This is a genomic window from Agrobacterium sp. V1 (assembly GCF_030518355.1).
Lineage (GTDB): Bacteria > Pseudomonadota > Alphaproteobacteria > Rhizobiales > Rhizobiaceae > Agrobacterium > Agrobacterium cucumeris.
In genome coordinates, this window is the sequence record NZ_JAULSF010000001.1 from 1,021,357 (window position 1) to 1,044,605 (window position 23,249).

A 23,249-nucleotide genomic window follows, 5' to 3' on the forward strand; every position below is an offset into this window, starting at 1 on the left:
AGGCGAAGTTCTCCCTGCTGGCGATGAGCTGTCGGTTCGAGAATAGTGTGGAGAATGATGAAAGATGATCGCTAGGCCGATCTACATGCAGGGCGAGGGCGACGGGGAAGAAGGCGGCAACAACCGCGGCACCTCCGTTATCACCCGCGTCAAGGCAAAGACGAAAAGACCGAATTTGTACCGTGTTCTTTTACTGAATGACGACTACACTCCCATGGAGTTCGTCATCCACATTCTGGAGCGTTTTTTCCAGAAGGATCGCGAAGCGGCAACCCGTATCATGCTGCACGTGCACCAGCACGGCGTGGGAGAATGCGGGGTGTTTACATATGAGGTCGCAGAGACGAAAGTAAGCCAGGTCATGGATTTCGCCCGACAGCACCAGCATCCGCTGCAGTGCGTCATGGAAAAGAAATGAGGATCGCAACGTGCCAACTTTTTCCCCGAGTCTCGAGAAGGCGCTGCACCAGGCACTGACCTTTGCAAATGAGCGTCACCACGAATATGCGACGCTTGAACATCTCCTTCTGGCGCTGATCGACGACGCGGATGCCGCCGCCGTGATGGGCGCCTGCAACGTCGATCTCGATGCGCTGCGCAAGACCGTCAGCGATTATGTAGACAATGAACTGACCAACCTCGTGACCGGTTACGACGAGGATTCCAAACCCACATCCGGCTTCCAACGGGTAATCCAGCGGGCCGTTATTCATGTACAATCGTCCGGCCGCGAGGAAGTGACCGGCGCCAACGTGCTTGTGGCGATTTTCGCCGAGCGCGAAAGCCATGCCGCCTATTTCCTGCAGGAGCAGGAAATGACCCGTTACGACGCGGTCAATTACATCTCCCACGGTATTGGCAAGCGTCCGGGCACGTCGCAGACACGTGCGCCGCGTGGTGCCGATGAGCCGGAAAGCGACAACAAGGCAAGCCGCAGCAATCCCGAGGAAGAGGGTCCGTCCGCCAAAAAGCAGCAGGACGCGCTAAAGGCCTATTGCGTCAACCTCAATGACAAGGCGCGCAACGGCAAGATCGACCCGCTGATCGGCCGCCATGAAGAGGTCAACCGCACCATCCAGATCCTCTGCCGCCGTTCCAAGAACAACCCGCTTTATGTGGGGGATCCCGGCGTGGGCAAGACGGCGATCGCCGAAGGCTTGGCCAAGCGCATCGTTGAAGGCAAGGTGCCGGAAGCGCTCGCCAACGACACGATCTTCTCGCTCGACATGGGTACGCTGCTTGCTGGCACCCGTTATCGCGGTGATTTCGAGGAGCGTCTGAAGCAGGTCGTCAAGGAACTCGAAGAGTTTCCGGGCGCGGTGCTGTTCATCGACGAAATCCACACCGTCATCGGCGCTGGCGCCACTTCAGGCGGCGCGATGGATGCATCGAACCTGTTGAAGCCGGCGCTGTCTTCGGGTGCGATCCGCTGCATCGGTTCGACGACCTACAAGGAATATCGGCAGTTCTTCGAAAAGGACCGCGCACTGGTGCGTCGTTTCCAGAAGATCGACGTCAACGAGCCGTCGATTGACGACACCATCGCGATCATGAAGGGTCTGAAGCCCTATTTCGAGGATTATCATCACCTCAGATATTCCAATGAGGCGATCAAGGCTGCCGTTGAACTGTCGGCCCGCTACATCTCCGACCGCAAGCTGCCGGACAAGGCGATCGACGTGATCGACGAAACCGGTGCCGCGCAGATGCTGCTGCCCGCTTCCAAGCGCCGCAAGCTGATCACCGAAAAAGAGATCGAGGCCACCATCGCAACGATGGCCCGCATTCCTCCGAAGACGGTGTCCAAGGACGACGAGATGGTTCTCGCCAATCTCGAAAAGGAACTTCGCTCGGTCGTTTATGGTCAGGACATCGCCATCGAGGCGCTGGCAACGGCCATCAAGCTCGCCCGTGCAGGCCTGCGTGAACCGAACAAACCGATTGGCTCCTATGTCTTCTCCGGCCCGACGGGCGTGGGCAAGACGGAAGTGGCCAAGCAGCTTGCCGCCTCGCTCGGTGTCGAGATGCTGCGTTTCGACATGTCGGAGTATATGGAGCGCCATACCGTGTCGCGCCTGCTCGGCGCACCTCCCGGTTATGTCGGCTTCGATCAGGGCGGTCTCTTGACCGATGGCGTCGATCAGCATCCGCATTCCGTGGTGCTGCTGGACGAAATCGAAAAGGCGCATCCCGACATCTACAACATTCTGTTGCAGGTGATGGACCATGGCTCGCTGACCGACCATAACGGCAAGAAGATCGACTTCCGCAACGTCATCCTCATCATGACGACCAATGCGGGTGCGTCCGAAATGGCCAAGTCGGCCATCGGTTTCGGTTCTTCACGCCGCACCGGTGAGGATGAAGAGGCGATCAACCGCCTGTTCACGCCGGAATTCCGCAACCGTCTGGATGCGATCATTCCGTTCTCGCCGCTGCCGACTGCCGTCATCCACAAGGTCGTGCAGAAGTTCGTCATGCAGCTGGAAACCCAGCTGTCCGAACGCAATGTCACCTTCGATCTGCATGAGGATGCGATCTCCTGGCTGGCGGACAAGGGTTACGACGAAAAGATGGGTGCTCGCCCGCTGTCGCGCGTCATCCAGGAACACATCAAGAAGCCGCTCGCCAATGAAATCCTCTTCGGCAAGCTCAAGAAGGGTGGCGTCGTCAGCGTCACCGTTGGAAAGAAGGACGACGGTTCCGATGGCCTCATGCTCGAGGTTCTGCCGGAAACTGCGCCCGTAAAGCCGAAGCCGGAAGCGGAACTGAAGGCTGCAAAGTCGCCAGGCAAGGCGTCGAAGGCCAAGGCGAAACCCGCCTCGAAGGCGGCGACAGTCAATGAGGAGGCGGATGTTCTGGTCGCTGAGGCGGACAAGCCCGGCGAAGAGAACAAACCGCGCCGCAAGGCCAATACGGTGCCAAAGGTGCCGAAGAAGAAATGATGCGGTGACACGACCGATAAACCGATGCCGGGCGAAAGCCCGGCATTTTCATGTGTAGTGGATCGTGAATGCAAACGGCCGATAGCAATACCATCCCCCTGCGTGGCTGGTTCTTCAGGGGAATGCGGGGCATATTCTCGCTGCCCTCGCTCATTCTCATGACATCCTTTGTCGGTTTCAGCGCCTTCGCGCTGGAATCCGGCGTGCCACGCGGCGAGGCGGTGTTCATGACGCTGGTGATCTGGGCTCTGCCGGCCAAGATGATCCTTATCGGCTCCATGGTTGGCGGCGCCAATCTCGCCGCCTGTTTTCTGGCGGTCACGTTATCGTCGGTCCGAATGATGCCGATGGTCGCCTCCATTGTGCCGGAGATGCGCGGTGCGAAGACGCCGACATGGATATTGCTGTTTCTCTCGCATTTCGTCGCGATCACGGCCTGGGTTTTCGCCACGCAAAACCTCTCGAAAGTGCCGCGTGAGGCACGCGCCGCCTGGTTTGCCGGTTTCGGCATCACGCTTACCGTCATCAACGCCATCATTGTCGGCCTGTGTTATGGCGTCGTCGCCGCCTTTCCGCCGCTGGTTGCCGGTGTGCTGTTTTTCCTGACACCGGTCTATTTTGTGGCATCGATCTGGGCGTCAGCCCGCCATTCCGTCGTCAAGGTGGCTTTTGTCATCGGCGTGATCGCCGGGCCAGCCTTTGCGGTTATCGCTCCCGAATTCGATATTCTCTATGCCGGCATCGGCGGAGGCACGCTTGCCTATATGATCGACCGCTTCGTCTTCCGCCGAAAGATCAAACCCGTGTCGCCGGAGAGTGAGCCATGATGACCGAAAACTGGTGGGCGCCCTATCTGTTCATTGCAATCGCCGGCTGGCTGGCGACCGATCTGTGGCGCTGGCTCGGCGTTCTCGCCGGCAACCGCCTGAAGGAAGATTCCGAGGCGCTTTATTGGGTGAGGGCGGTCGCTACCTCGCTGGTCATGGCCGTTACCGCCAAGCTGATCGTCTTTCCAACCGGAACGCTGGAAGCCACACCCATGTGGCTGCGCATCGGTGCGGCGGCCCTCGGTTTCATCGCATTCCTGCTGGCCGGCCAGCGTGTCATCGTCGGCGTGGCTGTCCCGATCGTGCTTCTGGCCGGCGGGCTTTTTGTACTCGATTTTTAATACACGCCTTATCCGAATATTAAGCCCACTGCCCTACTTTGCCGCTGACTGGAACCGGGGCGGCAATTCCATGCGACTATTTGCGGCAGAACGTTTTGTACTTGGCGTTATAGCCATATTATTCGTCATCGATGCGACATTGATCGCCGTCAAAGGCGTCAGCGTCGACTATGCCGGATATTTTTTATGTGCGCTGGCGGGCTCGGGCGTTTTCGTCCTTGGTCAGTTCTATCGCAAAAGCGGGCGTGATCTTCGCATCGCCACTGCCCTGATTTCGAGCGGGTTATTCATCCTGTTTTCGCTCGTCGCCTCGGTTTTCAACTACATGTTTCTGCCGGTCGCCTTTCCGGTCATCGATCAGGCGCTTTTCCGCGTGGATGCGGCTTTTGGTTATAGCTGGCCGGATATCGTTATTTGGGCAGCCACATATCCCTGGATCGGCAAAACGCTGTTCATGGTTTACGCCACCTCCTTACCGCAACTCCTGCTGATCATCATCACGCTGGGTTTCACCGGTAAGGACAGGATGCTGCACCATTTTCTCATCACAGGCGTGATTGGCGCGATGGCCAGCATCACCTTCTGGATATTTTTCCCGACCTATGGTGCCAAAGCCTATCATGAGTTGCCGCAGTGGGTTGCCCAGACAATTCCATTGGCTGTCGACCCTGCCTACGGGCGTGAGTTGATGCGACTGGGTCAGGAAGGCGTAAGCTACCTCACACCCAGAAATGTGCTGGGGCTGATCGGCTTTCCGTCATTCCACATCTTCATGGCGGCTATGTCCGTCTGGTTTGTGCCGCGTCACTGGCTGGCGATGGCGGTGATCCTGCCATTGAATTTCGTGATGCTACTGGCCGTTCTCGTTCAGGGCGGACACCATCTTGCCGATGTTTTCGGCGGTCTCATCGCTTTTGTCATCGTCTGCGCCGCCTCAGCCCGCCTGCTCAACTGGATGTCGGCAAGGGAGCAGACCCGTGAGACGATAACCGCTCCGGCTCAACTTGCCGCGGCAGAATAATTGCCGCGGGTTTCGCTCTCGCGGGCTTCCTTGAGAAGCCAGTCGGATAGCAGCCGGGCCGATGCGCTCATCTCTTCGGCTTCTATCAGCCAATAGTATTTTTCCGTATCGGACGCTCGGTCAAAAAGCACGGTCAATTGCCCCTCGGTGATCTCGTCGCGCAGAAGCGCAGTCGGGCACAGACCGATGCCCTGACCAGCCTTCAGCGCGGTCACCAGCAGGTTGAAATCCGCAAAGATCAGCCCGGCACTGTGTGGCAGGGGTAGATGAGCCGTTGCCAGCCAGTCCCGCCATGCCGTCTCGCCGTCGTCATGGAGTAACTCCGCCTGACATAGGCTCGATGCGTCATCAAAGGGACCGGATTTCGCAATGTAAGCCGGCGCGCATGTCGGTCGCGTCTCGGCGCTGAAGAGCGCCACGGCTTTCTGCGCAGGGGTCGCGCCATGTATGATGCTGAGATCGGCCTCCACGGTGTGATCCCCTCCAGCATAACTGATCGACACCTGTATCTCCGGATGCAAGGCCCGGAAGCGCGGCAGGCGGGGCGTCAGAAAATGCGCCACCACCGAGGGCAGGCTGGCAAGGTGCACAGTCATGCGATCGCGACCCCGGCGGATACGTTCCGCACCGGAGGCGATCTGCCGCAGACCGCCTGAAACCGTGATGCCGAATTCCCGGCCCGCCGGGGTAAGCCTCACGCCTCTCGCATGCCGGTCGAACAGAGCCACGCCAAGCCAGGCTTCCAGATTGCGCACATGCTGACTGACCGCGGTCGCCGTCATGCCAAGTTCCTGTGCGGCCAGAGAAAAGCTCTGTTTTCTGGCGGCGGATTCGAAAGCGCGGAGAGTGGCAAGCGGCGGCAGTTTCATAATTGATGAGGGTAAGTTACGCTTGGGCTGAGCGCAAGAAAAACCTGCCTTGTCAGCCGGGCGTTCATGCCGCAATTTCACGTCGACATTTCATCGCTTCGAGGATTTCATGACCCCTGTGCCTGCCGCCGAACCCGTCGATGCCGCCGCGCGCCGCGCTATCCGTCCCGTCGTCGTTTATCCCAATGGTACGCTTGAGGCGCCGGACCTTTCGCGTCTGGAAAAGGCAAGAGAGGGCATGGAAAAGATCGACGAAGTGATCGTGCCGCCGCGCGACGGTCGTACTTTCAATGTGCCGAAGGGGCATTTTTTCCGCATCGTCAGCATCGAAGGTCCGCAGGTCGGGGATTTGAACCTCTGGAACGCCCATGATCTGAACGAGCGTTTTTTCAGCGGCAAGACCCGTGCCCTGCATGCCACCCATGTTTCCGTCGGCAACCGGCTGTGGAGCAACCTGCCGTCTCTTCGGCCCATGGCGACCATCGCCCACGACACGCTGTCATGGTACGGCTGGGATGAGGATGGCGGCGGTGTGCATGACGTGATCGGCACCCGCTGCGATCCCTATACCCACAAGCTGCTGAGCGGGGGCGATTACCACCATTGTTGCCATTCGAACCTGACAAACGCGCTTGCTTCGGCGAGCGGCCTGTCATTTCGGGAGGCGGAGCCGCATGTGCATGATGTATTGAACGTCTTCATGTGCACGGGCTTTACCCGCGACACACACCAATATTTCATGAAGGCGAGCCCCGTGCGACCGGGTGACTATCTGGAGCTCTTTGCGGAAATCGATCTCATCGGCGCGCTCTCCGCCTGCCCGGGTGGCGATTGTGGCTCCGCCCATTCCAGCGATGCGGCTGCGTGTTACCCGCTGAAGGTGGAGATATTCCGGCCGGATATGGCTGTGCTTGATGGCTGGCCGTGGCCGGAAAGGAATGCCTATCGCCCCGTGGAGTGATGGTAAACATCACTGTCGTCATGCCGGACCAGATTCGGCATCCAGCCACGGCGCGTCTGCGCCGTGAAAGAAATCTTCCGCGATCAAGGACTTGATCACACTGGACCCCGGATCAAGTCCGGGGTGACGGTATGCGGATGCCTCTGTTCCGCCAAACGCGTAGGTATTTCAGCACCCGTCACGAAGCGAGCGCCGCTCTAATCTTCTCTGCATGGGCCTTCAGCACCTCGCCATCGGCCATGGTGCCGGAATGCGGCTTCAGCGGCTCGCCTTCCTTGCGCGGAATGACGTGGAAATGCAGGTGAAAAACGGTCTGGCCAGCCGCCGGCTCGTTGAACTGCGCGATGAAGACGCCATCGGCATCGAAGGCTTCCTTGGCCGCCACGGCGAGTTTCTGCACCACGGGAATGGTTTTCGCCAGCACTTCCGGGTCGGCATCGAGCAGGTTGCGCGAACCGGTTTTCGGAACGACCAGCAGGTGGCCTGGGGCCTGCGGCATCACATCCATGAAGGCCAGCGTATGCTCGTCCTCGTAAAGCTTGTGGCTCGGAATTTCGCCACGCAGGATTTTTGCGAAGATATTGTTGTCGTCATAGGTGCTGGCCGTCATCGTGATCTCTCCTCATGGCGGACTAAACGTCCGGTTCCTGTCTCTCGCCCTTGCGGAAGGGCGTGCGTTCATCAAGATAGTCGCCGATATGCTCTACCTCTTCGCGCTCGCGCCGAAGATAGTCGGCGATGGCGCGGCGCAAGCCCGGATGGACGATGAAATGTGCCGAATGGGTGGTGACCGGCACATAACCGCGCGCCAGCTTGTGTTCTCCCTGGGCGCCGGCTTCCACCCGTTTCAATCCCTTCGCCAGCGCGAAATCGATTGCCTGATGATAACAGACCTCGAAATGCAGAAAGGGATGGTCCTCGATGCAACCCCAGTGGCGGCCATAAAGCGCATCCGAGCCGATGAAGTTGATCGCACCCGCAATGTAACGCCCATCGCGTTTCGCCATCACCAGCAGCACATCGTCGGCCATACGCTCGCCGATCAGCGAATAAAACTCTCGCGTCAGATAAGGCCGGCCCCATTTGCGGCCGCCGGTATCGAGGTAGAAGGCGAAGAACTGGTCCCAGATATCCTCGGTCAGATCGCTTCCGGTCAGCCAGTCGATTTCGATGCCATTTTCCAGCGCTGCACGACGTTCCTTTTTCAGCCCCTTGCGCTTGCGCGAGGAAAGGGCGTCGAGAAAATCATCATGGTCGCGATAGCCGTTATTGATGAAATGGAATTGCTGGTCTGTCCTGTGCAGGAAATCACGGGGCAAAAGGGCTGACAGGTCGTCTTCGGACAGAAACGTCACGTGTGCGGACGAAACGCCGATCTTTTCCGTCACCTGGGCAAGGCCGGAGGCCAGAAGCGGCTTGAAGCGCGTTTCGTCCACTGTTTCGGAAGTGAGCAGCCTCGGCCCGGTTGCGGGCGTGAAGGGCACCGAACATTGCAGTTTCGGATAATAGTGCCCGCCGGCCCGCTCGAAAGCATCCGCCCAGCCATGGTCGAACACATATTCGCCCTTGCTGTGGTTCTTCAGATAGGCCGGTATTGCCCCGACCAGATCACCGGACGCGTTTTCGAGCAGCAGATGGTTTCCAAGCCAGCCGGTCTTGGCCGTCGCCGATCCGGACGCTTCCATCGATGATAGAAATGCGTGGGAAATAAAAGGATTATACGGTTTTCCTGACGTGTTGCGAGAAGTTCCGGAAAGCCGTTTCCAGCTTTCCGGATCGATATCCCCCAGGGATTGCGCAACGCGAATGGAATAGTCTTCTGTCATGCCGTGGCGGAGGGGTTCTCTCTCGGGTCGAAACCTTCGAATGTCATCTGGTCCGCATATTTATAGGTGGTCTCGCGCGCATTTTCATCCCTGACTGTCCAGGTAATTACCGGAAGCCCGAGTTTTCTTTGCGCCTCGATGAAGCTGTTGGGCAGATGACCCCAATGATAGGAGATGAAATCAAGCCCAAGCTGCATCGCTTCGTCGTGTTTGAAGAAGTCTTCCGGCTTGTTGCCTTCGGCCGTCAGACCCAGCGGCCAGGGAGAACCCGCAGCTTTCAGGTCTTTCAGCAGATGATGGTCGAAACTCATCAGCGCCACATGGCCCTTGTAACCCTCGAGGTCCTCCAGAACCGCCTCGGCAAAACCGTCATCTACGCCTTCGCCTTCCCGGCCTTTCAGCTCGATCACCAGCGGCACCTTGCCGGCGCAGAGCGCCAGAAGCTGCTTCAGCGTCGGAACACGATCCTTCGTCTGGCCGATGGAAAGCATCGATAGTTCGCCGGAGGTGCGTTCGCGCACGTCGCCCTTGATGCCGGTCAGGCGCGCCATGTCGTCGTCGTGAAAGATCACCGGCACGCTGTCGGCCGCCAGCTGCACGTCGCATTCGATGGCGAACCCGGCCTCGATGGCGCGGGAAAAGGCCGATAGCGTGTTTTCCCAGACCGCCTTGTTGAGATCATGATAACCGCGATGGGCGACGGGCTGCGCCGTCAGCCAGGAAAGTTTCAGTGTCATGCGTCGATTTCCACGATGGCGTCGATCTCGACGGCGGCATTGAAGGGCAGGCAGGCCATGCCAACGGCGGCGCGGGCATGCTTGCCGGCATCACCGAGAACATTGGCGAGAAGATTGGAGGCGCCGTTGATGACGAGGTGCTGTTCGACGAATTCCGGAACGGAGGCAACAAAGCCATTCAGTTTGATGACACGGCGGATTTTCGAGAGGTCGCCATTCAACGCGGCCTTGACCTGTGCGAGAATGTTGACGGCGCATAATTCGGCGGCGCGCTGGGCGCCTGGCACGTCTACATCGCGGCCAACCAGGCCGGTCACCGCAATCTTGCCAGATTCCATCGGCAGTTGACCCGATACATAAAGCAGATTGCCGCTGATGGTGAAGGGAACGTAGTTTGCGGCTGGTGCTGCGGCTACGGGAAGCGTAAAGCCAAGTTCCTTGAGGCGGCCTTCGATGACATCAGACATTTTCGTCTCCGGTTTTGTTGTAAATCCTTCAAGAATCCGGCATTCAGAAGATGTTGATCCAAAAGCCGGGCGGTTGCTTGTACAATATGAGCGGCTCTTCCAACAGGAGATATTGCATGTTTGTCAGGACGCTTGGTTTCGTTGCCGCAACAGGGCTTATGACCGGCCTGTCAAACGCCGCCAATGCCTTGCCGGTGGCGGTTCCGGACCTTGTCGCGCACCGCGCAGTCTATGATCTCGAACTCAAGGATGCGTCCGACCGCTCCGGCATCGAGGGCATGACCGGCCGCATGGTCTATGAATTCACCGGCTCGGCCTGTCAGGGTTACAAGACGGATTTCCGCTTCGTGACGCAGATCAACACCGGCGATGCGGTTCGCATGACGGACCAGCAGACCACCACCTTCGAGGATCTGGCCGCAAAGAAATTCACCTTCGAGACCAAGTCCTACACCGACGACAAGCTGGACAAGGAAGTGCAGGGGGCGGCAATCGACGGCACCGACGGCGTGAAGGTCGATTTGACGAGGCCTGATGCCCGTCAGGTCAGTCTTGTCGCCAGCGAGTTCCCGACGCAGCATATGTTTCAGGTCATCGAACATGCCAGGCAGGGAAAGCGCATCTTCGAATCGCGGATTTTCGACGGTTCCGATGATGGCGATGAGAGCCTGATCACCTCGACGCTGGTCGGCAAGTCACAGACCCCGAAGGATGGCGACGCGGACGCCGGCAAGGCGGGTGATTTCGCCAAGGCGGCATTCTGGCCGGTAACGATCGCCTATTACAACGACAAGACCGGCACCGACGCCCTGCCGATCTACCGCATGTCATTCAAGCTTTACGAAAACGGAATCACCCGCGATCTGACGATGGATTACGGCGATTTCGTTCTGACGGGGAAGCTTGCGAAGCTTGATATTCTCAAGCCCGAAACCTGCGAAAGCAAGCCAGTCCGCTGAAACGCGGCTATTTGAGCGATTTTTTCGCATAAATGCTTGCATTTTCATGCAGGCGACTGTATGCGGCTCACCATTCCACACGCGAAGCTTGGGATGTTCCGGGAGAAATCCGGTCCGTTCCGCCCGGTGGTATCGATGAAAATCGGTGCTGTTCGCTTCGCGGGGGTTAAACCGGAAAAGGAGTAACAAGGCATGGCATTGCCCGATTTTTCTATGCGCCAGCTTCTGGAAGCTGGTGTTCACTTCGGCCACCAGACGCACCGCTGGAACCCGAAGATGAAGCCGTACATCTTCGGCGACCGTAACAACATCCACATCATCGATCTGGCTCAGACCGTTCCGATGCTGTCGCGCGCCCTTCAGGTCGTGTCCGACACCGTTGCCCGTGGCGGCCGCGTTCTGTTCGTTGGCACCAAGCGCCAGGCGTCGGAAATCATCGCCGACAGCGCAAAGCGTTCGGCCCAGTATTACGTCAACTCCCGCTGGCTCGGCGGCATGATGACCAACTGGAAGACCATTTCGAACTCGATCCAGCGTCTGCGCAAGGTTGACGAAATCCTCAACTCGGAAGGCTCCGGTTATTCCAAGAAGGAACGCCTGAACCTTGAGCGCGAGCGCGAAAAGCTTGAAAAGGCTCTCGGCGGTATCCGCGATATGGGCGGCGTTCCGGACCTGATGTTCATCATCGACACCAACAAGGAAAAGATCGCGATCGAAGAAGCCAAGCGTCTTGGCATTCCGGTCGTTGCGATCATCGACAGCAACTGCGACCCGGATCACATCGACTACCCGATCCCCGGTAACGACGACGCATCGCGCGCCATCTCGCTTTATTGCGACCTGATCGCCCGCGCTGCCATCGACGGTATCGCACGTCAGCAGGGCGCTTCCGGCCGCGACATCGGCGCTGCTGAAGAAGCTCCGATCGAGCCCGCTCTCGAAGACGAGGCTGGCGCCTGATTTAGGCCCTGTCTGGCGGCGATTTCTTGATCGCCGTCTCCTCGACCAGGATATGACAAGGCCGTCAAAGACCTTCAATGGGTTGACGGCCTTGTTCGTTTCATACCGCTCCGTCTCGGTTTTTACGAAGCTGTCGGCGTCTGATGTGGTTGAAACGGAAAGCAGTCTTCATAACGCTGTCACACTTCGGCGGCACCCATCATTTCGATGTATGGAGACGCCGCAGCACTTGGGAATGCGCATACCCCTTTCCTGAAATCCTCTCCGGTTTCAAAGGGTGTGCGGCCGGGTACACTCATCACCCAGAAATTCGGCACGGCAAATTCAGCCGGCTGACCGATCGAACCGATAAGAGGCAAACAATGACCGAAATCACAGCCGCAATGGTGAAGGAACTGCGCGAGAAATCCGGCGCAGGCATGATGGACTGCAAGAAGGCTCTTGCTGAAACCAATGGCGACATGGAAGCGGCGATCGACTGGCTGCGCGCCAAGGGCATCGCAAAGGCCGACAAGAAGTCCGGCCGCACGGCTGCCGAAGGTCTGATCGGCGTCGCCACCATGGGTCACAAGGCTGTTGTTGTCGAACTCAACTCCGAGACCGACTTCGTTGCCCGTAACGACGCGTTCCAGGATCTCATCCGCGGTATCGCCCAGGTTGCCCTGACCACCGACGGCACCGTTGAGGCTGTTTCCGCCGCCAACTACCCGGCGACCGGCAAGAACGTTTCCGACAGCATCAAGGACGCCATCGCCACCATCGGTGAAAACATGACGCTGCGCCGTTCCGCAGCGCTTGAAGTTCCGCACGGCGTTGTCGCGACCTACGTCCACAACGCTGCCGGCGACGGCATCGGCAAGCTCGGCGTTCTCGTTGCCCTGAAGTCGGAAGGTGACAAGGCTGTCCTGAACTCGATCGGCCGTCAGGTTGCCATGCACATCGCTGCAACCAACCCGCTCGCCATCCGCGCTGAAGAAGTTGACGCCGCTGTTGCTGAACGCGAACGCAACGTCTTCATCGAACAGGCCCGCGAATCCGGCAAGCCGGAAGCCATCATCGAAAAGATGGTTGATGGCCGCATGCGCAAGTTCTTCGAAGAAGTCGCCCTTCTGTCGCAGGCTTTCGTCATCAACCCCGACATCACTGTCGGCGCTGCCGTCAAGGAAGCCGAAAAGGAAGCTGGCGCTTCTATCGAAGTGACCGGCATGGTTCGCCTGCTGCTCGGCGAAGGTGTCGAGAAGGAAGAAAGCGATTTCGCAGCAGAAGTCGCCGCAGTCGCCAAGGGCTGATTATATTTACCCAATCTTGGGAAAACGGGAGGGCATCGCGTGACAACGCGGTGCCCTTCGTGTATCCGCGTTTCGGTTACATTTCCGAGGAGTCATGATGTCTTCCAAGCCGATCTACAAACGTGTTCTTCTCAAGGCTTCCGGTGAAGCCCTCATGGGTGATCAGGGTTTCGGTATCGATGTGGCGGTGGCCGACCGGATCGCCTCCGATATTGCCGAGGCAAGGGCGATGGGCGTTGAAGTCGGCGTCGTCGTCGGCGGCGGCAATATTTTCCGCGGCGTCGCCGTGGCCTCCAAGGGTGGCGATCGTGTCACCGGCGACCATATGGGCATGCTGGCGACCGTCATCAATGCACTGGCGCTCGCAACCTCGCTTCGCAAGCTCAGCATCGACACCGTCGTTCTCTCCGCAATCGCCATGCCTGAAATCTGTGAGAGCTTCTCGCAGCGTGCTGCTCTTCACCATCTCGCGCAGGGTCGCGTGGTGATTTTTGCCGGCGGCACCGGCAACCCCTTCTTCACCACCGATTCCGCCGCGGCGCTGCGCGCCGCCGAAATGGGCGCCGAGGCGATCTTCAAGGGCACGCAGGTGGACGGCATCTATTCCGCCGACCCGAAGAAGGACCCGACGGCCACCCGTTTCGACGAGCTGACCCATAGCGAAGTGCTCGGCAAGGGCCTTGCGGTGATGGATATCGCGGCTGTGGCACTTGCCCGCGAAAACCATATCCCGATCATTGTCTTCTCGATCCACGAGAAGGGCGGTTTCGCACAGATATTGACCGGCGGCGGCCGCAAGACCATCGTGCACGACAAGTAATCAAAAAAACATGCCGCCCCCGGGGCGAATTCCGGCCATTATGGCCGACAGAGATGGAGTATCTAGATGAGTGGTATTGACCTCAACGATATCAAGCGCCGCATGGATGGCGCCATCAATGCGTTCAAGAGCGATATAGCATCGCTGCGCACCGGTCGTGCTTCGGCCAACATTCTCGACCCGGTGACCATCGAGGCCTATGGCTCGCGTGTGCCTCTCAACCAGGTGGCAAACATCACCGTTCCCGAGCCGCGCATGCTTGGCGTCAACATCTGGGACAAGTCGATGGTCAATGCCGTTGACCGCGCCATTCGCGAATCCAATCTCGGCCTGAACCCGATCGTCGACGGCCAGAACCTGCGAATTCCGCTGCCTGAACTCAACGAAGAGCGCCGCAAATCGCTCGTCAAGGTGGCCCACGACTACGCCGAAAAAGCCAAGGTGGCGATTCGCCATGTGCGCCGCGACGGCATGGATGGCCTGAAAAAAGCCGAAAAGGACGGTGACATCGGTCAGGACGAAAGCCGCGGACAGTCCGAAAAGGTCCAGAAAATGACCGACGACACGATTTCCGAGATTGAACGCTTGCTTGGCGAGAAGGAAAGGGAAATCATGCAGGTCTAATATCCCTTGTGATAGACCTGTATTTTATTCGTTTTAATTTCGCACTGCCTGTTACTGGATCGATATGCCGACGACGACACGTTCCTCAATACCCGAGCACGTCGCCATCATCATGGATGGAAATGGGCGTTGGGCAAAACAGCGCGGTCTTCCGCGCGTAATGGGGCATCGCCGCGGGGTTGAGGCCGTGCGCGAAACCGTGCGTGCGGCCGGCGACTGCGGCATCCGTTATCTCACGCTGTTTGCTTTCTCCTCGGAAAACTGGCGCAGGCCGGAATCCGAGGTGAGCGATCTTATGGGGCTTCTGAAGGCCTTCATCCGGCGCGACCTTGCGGAACTGCATCGTGAAAACGTCCGTGTGCGCATCATCGGCGACCGGCAGGGCCTGAAAAACGACATCCGCTGCCTTCTCGAAGAGGCCGAACAGATGACGGCTGACAACACCAAGCTGACGCTGGTGATCGCCTTCAATTACGGCAGCCGTGACGAGATTACCCGCGCCACCATGGCGATTGCCCGCGATGTCGCCGAAGGCCGGCTGGATGCGGCATCGATCACACCGGAGATGATCTCGGCGAGACTTGATACGTGCGGAATGCCGGATCCCGATCTCATCATCCGCACCAGCGGCGAAGAACGCCTGTCGAATTTCCTGCTCTGGCAGGCGGCCTATTCCGAGTTCCTGTTCGTTCCGGAATATTGGCCCGACTTCGACCGGCAGCTGTTCTTTTCTGCAATCGAGCAATATGCAACGCGTAATCGCCGTTTCGGCGCCATCGCCGAGCCGGTTGCCGTGGCAGGCGCCTGATGAGCCGTGAACTCAGACTGCGGATCGTGTCCGCAATCGTCATGGCGGCGGTCATATTGGCCGCCACCTGGTATGGCGGCATTCTGTTTCGCATCGTGGCCGGTCTTCTGGCGATCCTCATCTATTATGAGTGGTCGACGATTACCCGGCTGTCCGAAACCAATTCCACCGGCAATGCCTGGGGCTGGTTTGCGGTTGCCGTCATCGCCGGCAACACGATTTTTGGCGAACCTTCGCTTGATCTGCCGCTGCTGTCGGGCTTTACGCTGACGGCAGCACTTTTCCCCGTTCTGCGCGGCAGGAACTGGTGGCTGGTGGGCGGCATCATCTATGCCGGTCTCAGCGGCATTTCGCTGGCTGCCATTCGTGGCGACGAATTGACCGGCTTCGTCTCCATCCTGTTCATTTTCGCCGTTGTCTGGTCGACGGATATTCTTGCTTATTTCGTCGGACGCGCCATTGGCGGGCCAAAGCTCGCGCCGGCGATTTCTCCCGGCAAGACCTGGTCCGGAGCGATTGGTGGCGCCGTGGCCGCGCTGATCGGCGGCGGCGTGGTATCGCTCGCCTATCACGGCAGGATCAGTCTGCTGGTGCTTGGGCTCGCGCTTATCCTCTCCGTCTTCAGCCAGATTGGCGATCTTTTCGAATCCTTCGTGAAACGGCGTTTCCAGGTCAAGGATTCCAGCCATCTCATCCCGGGCCATGGTGGCTTCATGGACCGTGTTGACGGTCTTGTTTTCGCCTGCTTTACGGTATTCCTCATTGCTTTCGTGCATGCGGCGGCAACCGGCGACGTGCCCGGATCGGGCGGCGGTCTCCTGCCGGGCTTTTAAGCAGCACGAAAGGTCACGACATAAAGGGCAGATTGTCATGAACACAGTAATGGCGGCGACCGGTTTTTTGACCGGCTACATCGTGCCCTTCATCCTGGTGCTTTCCCTGCTCGTTTTCGTCCATGAAATGGGCCATTATCTCGTCGGCCGCTGGAGCGGCATTCGCTCCACCGCATTCTCCATCGGCTTCGGCCCGGAACTGATCGGCTTTACCGACCGGCATGGCACGCGCTGGAAGATTTCCGCGATCCCTCTCGGCGGCTACGTCAAGTTCTTCGGCGACGAAGATGCCGCGAGCAAGCCGGACAGTTCCGGCATGTCGCATATGTCGCTCGAGGAGAGGGCGCAGACACTTGCTGGCGCAAAATTGTGGAAGCGGGCAGCGACGGTTGCGGCGGGGCCCATTGCGAACTTCATCCTGGCGATTCTCATCTTTGCGGTTCTGTTCGGTGTTTATGGCCGGATGATTGCCGATCCTGTCGTGGCCGAGGTGCGTGAAAACAGCGCTGCCGCAGCGGCAGGCGTGCGCCCCGGTGACCGTCTGGTGGCGATCGACGGTGAAAAGGTAATGACTTTCGAGGATGTCCGTCGTTACGTCGGCATCCGGCCGGGCACGCCGATCACCGTGACTGTCGAAAGGGCAGGCGAGGAGCTGAAGCTGCCGATGGTGCCGACCCGCACCGAGACGACGGACCAGTTTGGCAACAAGCTGGAAATGGGCATCATCGGCATCGTCACCGACCAGACCAGTGGCAACTTCCGCCATATTGAATATTCGACGTCTGAGGCCCTGCTTGAGGGCGTGCGTGAGACGGGCCACGTCATCACCGGCACCTTCAACTATATCGGCAATCTCGTGACCGGCCGCATGAATGCCGATCAGCTGGGTGGTCCGGTCCGCGTTGCGCAGGCATCCGGCCAGATGGCAACGCTCGGCATCGCCGCCGTCATCCAGCTCGCCGCCGTGCTTTCAGTGTCGATCGGACTTCTCAACCTGATGCCTGTTCCGGTTCTGGACGGTGGACACCTGGTGTTTTATGCCATCGAGGCCATTCGCGGCAGGCCGCTTGGCGCCGGAGCGCAGGAAGTTGCCTTCCGTATCGGCATGGCGATGATTCTGGGACTTATGGTTTTTGCAACATGGAATGATATCAGCAGCTTGATCGGCTGAGGATTGTGTTTTAACGGTTTTGTTAGGGGCTTGTTTACCTTGTTTTTATGCCGAAGTGGCGAATGAGCCACTCTGGATCACGAAGTAAACAGAATTTAACGTTCTGACTTGCTTGTAGGGGAAAAGCAGGTAAAACGACGCACATGGCCGGAGTCGGGTTCCGCCCGCTGAGGGACAACGTAAAAAGGTAAGATTTGAAATGAAGGCTGGTTCAAGATTTTTGAACGCTGTGTCGGCGGTTGCGCTGTCTGCTGGTGTTTCTTCGGTTGCGGGCCTTGGCGTGCTTGCCTCTGCTGGTGCTGCAAATGCAGCCGTTATCAGCAAGATCGATGTTCGCGGGGCCGAGAGGTCCGGTGCGGACTCCGTGCGTTCCAACATCACCATTGCGCCGGGTAAAAACTTTTCCAATTCGGATATCGATGAATCGGTGAAGCGTCTTTACGCCACCGGTTACTTCTCGAATGTCTCCATGCGCGTTTCCGGCAGCACGCTGGTCGTGACCGTCAACGAGAACCAGCTGGTCAACCAGGTTGTCTTCAACGGTAACCGCAAGATCAAGGACGACAAGCTCGTTGGCATCGTGCAGACCCAGTCGCTCGGCCCGTTCAATCAGGCGATCGTGACTGCGGATATCGCCCGCATCAAGGAAGCATATGCCGCAATCGGCCGCAGCGACGTCGAAATCACCACGCAGACCGTTTCCGTCGGTCAGGGCCGTGTGAACATCGCTTTCGTCATCAACGAAGGTGAGCGCACCAAGATCGGCCGCATCGATTTCGTCGGCAACAATTCCTATAGCGACGGTCGTCTGGCCGCCGTCATCAATACCAAGAAGTCCAACATGTTGTCGTTCCTGACACGTAAGGACGTCTATAACGAGGACAAGCTGCGCGCCGACGAAGAGGCGCTGCGCCAGTTCTATTACAACCGCGGTTATGCCGACTTCCGGGTCGTGTCGTCCGACGCTGTACTGGACGAGTCCAAGAACGAATACACCATCTCCATCACGGTGGATGAAGGCAAGAAATACGACTTCGGCAACGTCGCTGTCGAATCGACCGTTCCGGGTGTCGATGGTTCTGAACTGCAGGGTCTCGTTGAAACCCGCCAGGGCGCCAGCTACAGCGCCAAGGAAGTTCAGCAAAGCATGGAAGCGATTTCCAAGCGCGTTGCCGGCGAAGGTTATCCCTTTGCCCGCGTAACGCCGCGCGGTGACCGCGACATGTCCGGCAACACCATTGGCGTGACCTATATCGTCGACCAGGGCGAACGCGCCTATGTCGAGCGTATCGAAATCCGCGGCAACACCCGCACGCGTGACTATGTCATCCGCCGCGAATTCGATATTTCCGAAGGCGATGCATTCAACCAGACGGTCATCACGGCGGCAAAGCGTCGTCTTGAAGCGCTCGGTTATTTCTCCAAGGTCAACATCTCGACCGCCGGCGGCAGCGCGCCTGACCGCGTTGTCATCGTTGTCGACGTTGAGGATCAGTCGACGGGTTCGTTCGGCATCGGTGCTGGTTATTCGCAGAACGACGGCGTTCTGCTTGAAGCATCCATCGAAGAAAAGAACTTCCTCGGCCGCGGCCAGTACATCCGTCTTGCCGCCGGTGCGGGCGAAGACGATGCGCGCAGCTACACGCTGTCCTTCACCGAGCCGTATTTCCTTGGCTACCGTCTGGCCGCAGGTTTCGATCTGTTCAAGAGCCAGAGCCGCAGCGAAGACTATTACGATTACGACGAACAGGGCTTCGCGCTGCGTGTGACCGCGCCGATCACCGAAGATCTCTCGACGACGTTCAAATATACCTACAAGCAGCTCAACTATGACGGCGAGGGCGATTGGGAAACCGGCAGCAACCTTGCCGAACCCTATAAGGCTCTGATCCGTGGCGGTGACTGGACGCAGTCCATCATCTCCAACACGCTTAACTACAATACGCTCGACGACCGCAACATGCCGCGCGAAGGCTGGCAGGCTGCCCTGACGAACGAATTTGCAGGCCTCGGCGGCGATTCCGAATATTACAAGATCTACGCCAAGGCGCGCTTCTATTACACGCTGTCGGACGAGTACGATGTCATCGGCTCGATCACCGGTCAGGCGGGTCATGTGGTGCCCACCGGCGACAATCTGCTGGTATTCGATCAGTTCAAGTTCGGCGGCCGTCAGGTTCGCGGCTTCAAGAACGACGGTATTGGCCCGCGCATCGGTAACGACTCCATCGGCGGCACGACCTACTTCGCAGCTTCTGCTGAAGTCACTGCCCCGATGCCTGGTGTTCCGGAAGATTTCGGCCTGCGTCTGGCTGGTTTCGTCGATGCCGGTACGCTTTACGGCAACAAGGTCGCCAACAGTGCAGGTGTAAAGGATGACAACTCCATCCGCGCATCCGCTGGTATCGGCGTGATGTGGGCATCGCCCTTCGGTCCGATCCGTGTTGACTATGCTGTACCGATCGCCAAGGAAGACTACGACGAGGAACAGCGTTTCCGGTTTGGCATGTCCAACACTTTCTGATATCGGCAGTCCAGAACTGCAACTTTGAACGTTCTGGAGTTTCCGGCTAATGGAATACAACGCCTTTTTTCCGCCCCACGATGGATTGCGATTGAAAGATATCGCAGACCGTTTTGGGGCGGAACTGTCTGATGAGGCGGCGGGTGAACGGATTATCAGGTCCGTCGCGCCGGTCTACCGGGCAAAACCCGATCAGCTCTGCTATATTCTCTCCCGCAAGAACCGCGATGAGCTGGTAAGCTGCGAGGCTGGTGCCGTCATCTGCGACGCTGCGCTGGAAAATATGGTGCCGTCTCACATTCCCGCACTGATATCGAAAAATCCGCATACGCTTTTTGCGCAGGTGGGTGCCTTGCTGCATCCCTCCGCCATGCGTCCTGCGACGATTGCGCCGATGGAAGCCGAGATTTCTCCGGCTGCCCATGTCGATCCGTCGGCGAAGCTGGAAGCGGGCGTGATCGTTGAGCCGCTCGCCGTGATCGGTGCCGGCGCTCATATTGGTGCGGGCACAAGGATTGGCCCGGGTGTCATCATCGGGCCGCATGTGCAGGTTGGGCGTGATTGCACCATTTCCGGCGGTGCGAGCATTCTTGTCGCCCTCATCGGCAACAATGTGATTATCCATAATGGCGCGCGCATCGGTCAGGATGGGTTCGGTTACGCTCCCGGTCCCCGCGGCATGCTGAAAATCGTGCAGATCGGCCGCGTCATTATTCAGGACAATGTCGAGATCGGCGCCAATACCACGATCGATCGCGGCACCATGGATGACACCGTCATCGGTGAAGGCACAAAGATCGACAATCAGGTCCAGATTGGTCACAACGTGCGCATCGGCCGCCATTGTGGCATCGTCAGCAAGGTCGGCATTGCGGGCAGCACCCGCATTGGCGATGGCGTGATGATCGGCGGTGCGGCGGGCGTTAATGGCCATATCACCATTGGTGACGGTGTGCAGATCGCAGCCATGAGTGGTGTGGTCGCCGATGTTCCGGCCGGCGCCCGTTATGGCGGAACGCCTGCACGCCCGATGAAATATTTCCTGCGCGACATGGCCGAAATTCTGGCACGCGCTGAAGCGCGTGATAAAAAAACAGGAGAAAAAAACAATGACTGAAGAAACGAAGACGACGCTCGGCGCGGCTGACATTCTGGAAGTCATGAAGCTTCTGCCGCATCGTTACCCGTTCTTGCTGATCGACAAGATCATCGATATCGATGGTAACAACTCGGCGACCGGCATTAAGAACGTCACGGTCAACGAACCGCATTTCACCGGCCATTTTCCGGATCGGCCGATCATGCCAGGCGTTCTGATCGTCGAAGCCATGGCCCAGACGGCAGGTGCGATATGCGCTCGCAGTCAGGGCGAGGGCGGTCACCTGGTCTACTTCATGACAATCGACAATGCGCGTTTCCGCAAACCAGTTATCCCCGGCGACCGTCTGGAAATCCACGTCGTCAAGCAGCGTCAGCGCGGCAACGTGTTCAAATTCCATTGCGAGGCGAAGGTGGATGGAGCGCTGGTTGCGGAGGCTGATGTCGGTGCGATGATGATCCCCGAGGACCAGCAATGAGCAGGATCGCCGCCTCGGCCAAAATTCACCCGACCGCCATTGTCGAAGACGGTGCGGTTATCGGTGAAAATGTCGTCATCGGCGCGCTCAGCTATGTCGGCGCAAAGGTCACGCTGCATGATGATGTCATATTGCACAATCATGCCATCGTTTCTGGCGTAACCGTCATCGGCCGTGGATCGGTGATCCATCCCATGGCTGTCATTGGCGGCACCCCGCAGGCGGTTCGCCATGATGGATCGGAAACGACGCTCGAGATCGGCGAACGCTGTATCATGCGCGAAGGCGTGACGATGAACGCCGGCAGTTCCGATGGCAGCGGCAAGACCATTGTCGGTGACGATAATCTGTTCCTGGCCAATTCGCATGTGGCGCATGATTGCCGCCTCGGCAATCACATCATCCTGTCGAACAATGTGATGCTGGCGGGCCATGTGACCATCGAAGACCGCGCCATCCTGGGCGGCGGCTGTGCCGTGCACCAGTTCACCCGCATTGGCCGTCAAGCCTTTATCGGCGGGCTGTCGGCGGTTAACTACGATGTCATTCCCTATGGCATGCTGAACGGCAATCCCGGCATTCTTGGCGGCCTCAATGTGGTCGGCATGACGCGTGCCGGTATTGAACGGGCGGATATTCACAAGGTCCGGCGCGTCTACAAGCAGATTTTCGAGGCTGAAGGCACGATCCGTGGCAACGCGGCGGCAATCGATCGCAATGAATATCTGGATTGCCCTCAGGCTCTCGAAGTCATCGATTTCATCGGCGCGGGCAGCGACCGCGCGATCTCTTCGCCCAATCGGGGCAAGTGAGCCGTGACAGGCGGCGGGCGTCTCGCCATCGTGGCCGGCAGCGGCCAGCTGCCGCTTTATGTGGCGGCCGCCGCCCGCGAGATGGGGGAAAACCCTTTCATCGTGCGCCTGCGCGATGATTCCAGCTTCGACTGGAGCGGCTTCGACAATGCTGTCATCAGCGTGGGCGACGTCGCAGGGCTCGGCCGTTTGCTGCGTGAAAACCGGGTGGACCGCGTCGTGCTTTCCGGCGCCGTGGCGCGACGGCCGGAATGGCGGGAAATCCGCCCGACGGTCGGCATCGTGCTGAAACTGCCCTCCATCGTCCGCACGCTTTTGTCGGGCGGTGATGACGCCGTGTTGCAGATGGTGATCAAGGTCATCGGCACGCTCGGCGCAAAGGTCATCGGCGCCCACGAGATTGCGCCCGGCCTGCTTGCCACGACAGGTACTTTGGGCACGCAGAAACCTACGGATGAAGATTTGCGCGATATTCGCAAGGCGGCCGAGGCGGCACTTGCGCTCGGCACGCTTGATGTCGGGCAGGGGGCGGTCTCGGTCGGCGGCCGCATCGTTGCGCTGGAAGGTGTTGAGGGCACCGATGCCATGCTGGCACGTGTTGCGGCACTGCGTGCCGAAGGCCGCATATCGCCCCGCCGCAGGGGTGTATTGGTGAAGCTGTGCAAGCCGCAGCAGGATATCCGCGCCGACCTGCCGACCATCGGTATCGAAACCGTGGAAAATGCGCAGAAAGCCGGACTGGCGGGCATCGCCGTCGAAGCGGGACGAGCGCTGGTGCTGGATCGCGACGAGATGTTGAAAGCCGCCGATCAGGCGGGCATATTTGTCTGCGGCATCGATACGTCACTCGGTGGTGATATGATCGGGGAGAGATGATC

At 58.7% G+C, this 23,249-nt stretch carries 24 protein-coding genes; 19 read left to right on the forward strand and 5 right to left on the reverse strand.

Features of this window, described 5'->3' with window-relative positions; all coding sequences use genetic code 11:
* The first annotated feature begins 64 nt into the window (after positions 1-64).
* The 5 genes from clpS to QSV77_RS05030 all read left to right on the forward strand — a co-directional run bounded on the left by clpS (position 65) and on the right by QSV77_RS05030 (position 5,134).
* Complete coding sequence (clpS, locus tag QSV77_RS05010) at positions 65-418, forward strand: ATP-dependent Clp protease adapter ClpS (RefSeq protein ID WP_142839678.1); 354 nt, start codon at positions 65-67, stop codon at positions 416-418.
* Between the two features lie 10 nt (positions 419-428).
* On the forward strand, positions 429-2,945 hold the full coding sequence (clpA, locus tag QSV77_RS05015) for an ATP-dependent Clp protease ATP-binding subunit ClpA (protein ID WP_142839679.1): 2,517 nt from the start codon (positions 429-431) through the stop codon (positions 2,943-2,945).
* Positions 2,946-3,013: 68 nt separating this feature from the next.
* The gene (locus QSV77_RS05020; protein WP_142839680.1) at positions 3,014-3,772 is read left to right on the forward strand and encodes an AzlC family ABC transporter permease; all 759 of its coding nucleotides are present in this window, start codon (positions 3,014-3,016) and stop codon (positions 3,770-3,772) included.
* Positions 3,769-4,113, forward strand: coding sequence for an AzlD domain-containing protein (locus QSV77_RS05025; protein ID WP_161991183.1), 345 nt, complete (start codon positions 3,769-3,771; stop codon positions 4,111-4,113). Before QSV77_RS05020 ends, QSV77_RS05025 begins: the two co-directional genes overlap by 4 nt.
* A gap of 70 nt (positions 4,114-4,183) precedes the next feature.
* Positions 4,184-5,134 carry a phosphatase PAP2 family protein gene (locus QSV77_RS05030; protein WP_302732709.1) on the forward strand — a complete coding sequence of 317 codons (951 nt, stop codon included), beginning with the start codon at positions 4,184-4,186 and terminating at the stop codon, positions 5,132-5,134.
* On the opposite strand, the gene QSV77_RS05035 is transcribed toward QSV77_RS05030, so the two are convergent.
* On the reverse strand, positions 5,113-6,003 hold the full coding sequence (locus tag QSV77_RS05035; protein ID WP_302732711.1) for a LysR family transcriptional regulator: 891 nt from the start codon (positions 6,001-6,003) through the stop codon (positions 5,113-5,115). The genes QSV77_RS05030 and QSV77_RS05035 overlap by 22 nt on opposite strands.
* 109 nt (positions 6,004-6,112) lie before the next feature.
* Between QSV77_RS05035 and QSV77_RS05040 the strand changes: the two genes are divergently transcribed.
* Positions 6,113-6,964 carry an urea carboxylase-associated family protein gene (locus tag QSV77_RS05040; RefSeq protein ID WP_302732712.1) on the forward strand — a complete coding sequence of 284 codons (852 nt, stop codon included), beginning with the start codon at positions 6,113-6,115 and terminating at the stop codon, positions 6,962-6,964.
* A gap of 178 nt (positions 6,965-7,142) precedes the next feature.
* On the opposite strand, the gene QSV77_RS05045 is transcribed toward QSV77_RS05040, so the two are convergent.
* From QSV77_RS05045 to QSV77_RS05060, 4 genes are read right to left on the reverse strand one after another with little or no spacing between them, the layout of a single operon-like run.
* On the reverse strand, positions 7,143-7,574 hold the full coding sequence (locus tag QSV77_RS05045; protein ID WP_271361138.1) for an HIT family protein: 432 nt from the start codon (positions 7,572-7,574) through the stop codon (positions 7,143-7,145).
* A 22-nt stretch (positions 7,575-7,596) separates the two neighbouring features.
* A complete protein-coding gene (locus QSV77_RS05050) occupies positions 7,597-8,790 on the reverse strand; it encodes a GNAT family N-acetyltransferase (RefSeq protein WP_302732713.1) in 1,194 nt (397 codons plus the stop codon).
* The gene (locus QSV77_RS05055) at positions 8,787-9,527 is read right to left on the reverse strand and encodes a glycerophosphodiester phosphodiesterase (protein WP_302732714.1); all 741 of its coding nucleotides are present in this window, start codon (positions 9,525-9,527) and stop codon (positions 8,787-8,789) included. Before QSV77_RS05055 ends, QSV77_RS05050 begins: the two co-directional genes overlap by 4 nt.
* Positions 9,524-9,994, reverse strand: a complete 471-nt coding sequence (locus tag QSV77_RS05060) for a RidA family protein (RefSeq protein WP_065115506.1) — start codon at positions 9,992-9,994, stop codon at positions 9,524-9,526. The genes QSV77_RS05055 and QSV77_RS05060 overlap by 4 nt, the downstream gene beginning before the upstream one ends.
* A 116-nt stretch (positions 9,995-10,110) precedes the next feature.
* On the opposite strand from QSV77_RS05060, the gene QSV77_RS05065 reads away from it, so the two are divergent.
* The 13 genes from QSV77_RS05065 to QSV77_RS05125 all read left to right on the forward strand — a co-directional run bounded on the left by QSV77_RS05065 (position 10,111) and on the right by QSV77_RS05125 (position 23,247).
* Positions 10,111-10,953, forward strand: coding sequence for a cell envelope integrity EipB family protein (locus QSV77_RS05065; protein ID WP_142839685.1), 843 nt, complete (start codon positions 10,111-10,113; stop codon positions 10,951-10,953).
* A 192-nt stretch (positions 10,954-11,145) separates the two neighbouring features.
* Entirely contained in the window at positions 11,146-11,913 is a 768-nt protein-coding gene (rpsB, locus tag QSV77_RS05070; RefSeq protein WP_046800236.1) for a 30S ribosomal protein S2, read from the forward strand.
* Positions 11,914-12,275: 362 nt separating this feature from the next.
* Positions 12,276-13,202 carry a translation elongation factor Ts gene (gene tsf, locus QSV77_RS05075; protein WP_142839686.1) on the forward strand — a complete coding sequence of 309 codons (927 nt, stop codon included), beginning with the start codon at positions 12,276-12,278 and terminating at the stop codon, positions 13,200-13,202.
* A 97-nt stretch (positions 13,203-13,299) separates the two neighbouring features.
* Positions 13,300-14,022 carry a UMP kinase gene (gene pyrH / locus QSV77_RS05080; protein WP_003502561.1) on the forward strand — a complete coding sequence of 241 codons (723 nt, stop codon included), beginning with the start codon at positions 13,300-13,302 and terminating at the stop codon, positions 14,020-14,022.
* Positions 14,023-14,088: 66 nt separating this feature from the next.
* Complete coding sequence (gene frr / locus QSV77_RS05085; RefSeq protein WP_046800234.1) at positions 14,089-14,646, forward strand: ribosome recycling factor; 558 nt, start codon at positions 14,089-14,091, stop codon at positions 14,644-14,646.
* A gap of 64 nt (positions 14,647-14,710) precedes the next feature.
* Positions 14,711-15,454, forward strand: a complete 744-nt coding sequence (locus QSV77_RS05090; protein ID WP_269697892.1) for an isoprenyl transferase — start codon at positions 14,711-14,713, stop codon at positions 15,452-15,454.
* Positions 15,454-16,287, forward strand: a complete 834-nt coding sequence (locus QSV77_RS05095; protein WP_302732718.1) for a phosphatidate cytidylyltransferase — start codon at positions 15,454-15,456, stop codon at positions 16,285-16,287. Before QSV77_RS05090 ends, QSV77_RS05095 begins: the two co-directional genes overlap by 1 nt.
* A 49-nt stretch (positions 16,288-16,336) precedes the next feature.
* A complete protein-coding gene (gene rseP, locus QSV77_RS05100) occupies positions 16,337-17,458 on the forward strand; it encodes an RIP metalloprotease RseP (protein WP_161991216.1) in 1,122 nt (373 codons plus the stop codon).
* 199 nt (positions 17,459-17,657) lie between these two features.
* On the forward strand, positions 17,658-19,982 hold the full coding sequence (bamA, locus tag QSV77_RS05105; protein ID WP_302732720.1) for an outer membrane protein assembly factor BamA: 2,325 nt from the start codon (positions 17,658-17,660) through the stop codon (positions 19,980-19,982).
* A 49-nt stretch (positions 19,983-20,031) separates the two neighbouring features.
* Positions 20,032-21,099 carry a UDP-3-O-(3-hydroxymyristoyl)glucosamine N-acyltransferase gene (lpxD, locus tag QSV77_RS05110; protein WP_302732721.1) on the forward strand — a complete coding sequence of 356 codons (1,068 nt, stop codon included), beginning with the start codon at positions 20,032-20,034 and terminating at the stop codon, positions 21,097-21,099.
* The gene (fabZ, locus tag QSV77_RS05115) at positions 21,092-21,559 is read left to right on the forward strand and encodes a 3-hydroxyacyl-ACP dehydratase FabZ (protein WP_004441570.1); all 468 of its coding nucleotides are present in this window, start codon (positions 21,092-21,094) and stop codon (positions 21,557-21,559) included. The genes lpxD and fabZ overlap by 8 nt, the downstream gene beginning before the upstream one ends.
* Positions 21,556-22,371, forward strand: coding sequence for an acyl-ACP--UDP-N-acetylglucosamine O-acyltransferase (gene lpxA / locus QSV77_RS05120; RefSeq protein ID WP_271361145.1), 816 nt, complete (start codon positions 21,556-21,558; stop codon positions 22,369-22,371). Before fabZ ends, lpxA begins: the two co-directional genes overlap by 4 nt.
* Before the next feature lie 3 nt (positions 22,372-22,374).
* A complete protein-coding gene (locus tag QSV77_RS05125; protein ID WP_271361146.1) occupies positions 22,375-23,247 on the forward strand; it encodes an LpxI family protein in 873 nt (290 codons plus the stop codon).
* The last annotated feature ends 2 nt before the right edge of the window (positions 23,248-23,249 follow it).

Excerpts from the sequence above, each read along its gene's own strand:
- QSV77_RS05095 (WP_302732718.1), top strand. The coding sequence starts at position 15,454 with ATGAGCCGTGAACTCAGACTGCGGATCGTGTCCGCAATCGTCATGGCG.
- frr (WP_046800234.1), top strand. The coding sequence starts at position 14,089 with ATGAGTGGTATTGACCTCAACGATATCAAGCGCCGCATGGATGGCGCC.
- lpxA (WP_271361145.1), top strand. The coding sequence starts at position 21,556 with ATGAGCAGGATCGCCGCCTCGGCCAAAATTCACCCGACCGCCATTGTC.
- QSV77_RS05050 (WP_302732713.1), bottom strand. The coding sequence starts at position 8,790 with ATGACAGAAGACTATTCCATTCGCGTTGCGCAATCCCTGGGGGATATC.
- tsf (WP_142839686.1), top strand. The coding sequence starts at position 12,276 with ATGACCGAAATCACAGCCGCAATGGTGAAGGAACTGCGCGAGAAATCC.
- pyrH (WP_003502561.1), top strand. The coding sequence starts at position 13,300 with ATGTCTTCCAAGCCGATCTACAAACGTGTTCTTCTCAAGGCTTCCGGT.
- QSV77_RS05045 (WP_271361138.1), bottom strand. The coding sequence starts at position 7,574 with ATGACGGCCAGCACCTATGACGACAACAATATCTTCGCAAAAATCCTG.
- fabZ (WP_004441570.1), top strand. The coding sequence starts at position 21,092 with ATGACTGAAGAAACGAAGACGACGCTCGGCGCGGCTGACATTCTGGAA.
- QSV77_RS05055 (WP_302732714.1), bottom strand. The coding sequence starts at position 9,527 with ATGACACTGAAACTTTCCTGGCTGACGGCGCAGCCCGTCGCCCATCGC.
- QSV77_RS05030 (WP_302732709.1), top strand. The coding sequence starts at position 4,184 with ATGCGACTATTTGCGGCAGAACGTTTTGTACTTGGCGTTATAGCCATA.
- rseP (WP_161991216.1), top strand. The coding sequence starts at position 16,337 with ATGGCGGCGACCGGTTTTTTGACCGGCTACATCGTGCCCTTCATCCTG.
- bamA (WP_302732720.1), top strand. The coding sequence starts at position 17,658 with ATGAAGGCTGGTTCAAGATTTTTGAACGCTGTGTCGGCGGTTGCGCTG.
- clpS (WP_142839678.1), top strand. The coding sequence starts at position 65 with ATGATCGCTAGGCCGATCTACATGCAGGGCGAGGGCGACGGGGAAGAA.
- QSV77_RS05090 (WP_269697892.1), top strand. The coding sequence starts at position 14,711 with ATGCCGACGACGACACGTTCCTCAATACCCGAGCACGTCGCCATCATC.
- QSV77_RS05035 (WP_302732711.1), bottom strand. The coding sequence starts at position 6,003 with ATGAAACTGCCGCCGCTTGCCACTCTCCGCGCTTTCGAATCCGCCGCC.
- QSV77_RS05025 (WP_161991183.1), top strand. The coding sequence starts at position 3,769 with ATGATGACCGAAAACTGGTGGGCGCCCTATCTGTTCATTGCAATCGCC.
- QSV77_RS05065 (WP_142839685.1), top strand. The coding sequence starts at position 10,111 with ATGTTTGTCAGGACGCTTGGTTTCGTTGCCGCAACAGGGCTTATGACC.
- rpsB (WP_046800236.1), top strand. The coding sequence starts at position 11,146 with ATGGCATTGCCCGATTTTTCTATGCGCCAGCTTCTGGAAGCTGGTGTT.
- QSV77_RS05040 (WP_302732712.1), top strand. The coding sequence starts at position 6,113 with ATGACCCCTGTGCCTGCCGCCGAACCCGTCGATGCCGCCGCGCGCCGC.
- lpxD (WP_302732721.1), top strand. The coding sequence starts at position 20,032 with ATGGAATACAACGCCTTTTTTCCGCCCCACGATGGATTGCGATTGAAA.
- QSV77_RS05020 (WP_142839680.1), top strand. The coding sequence starts at position 3,014 with ATGCAAACGGCCGATAGCAATACCATCCCCCTGCGTGGCTGGTTCTTC.
- QSV77_RS05060 (WP_065115506.1), bottom strand. The coding sequence starts at position 9,994 with ATGTCTGATGTCATCGAAGGCCGCCTCAAGGAACTTGGCTTTACGCTT.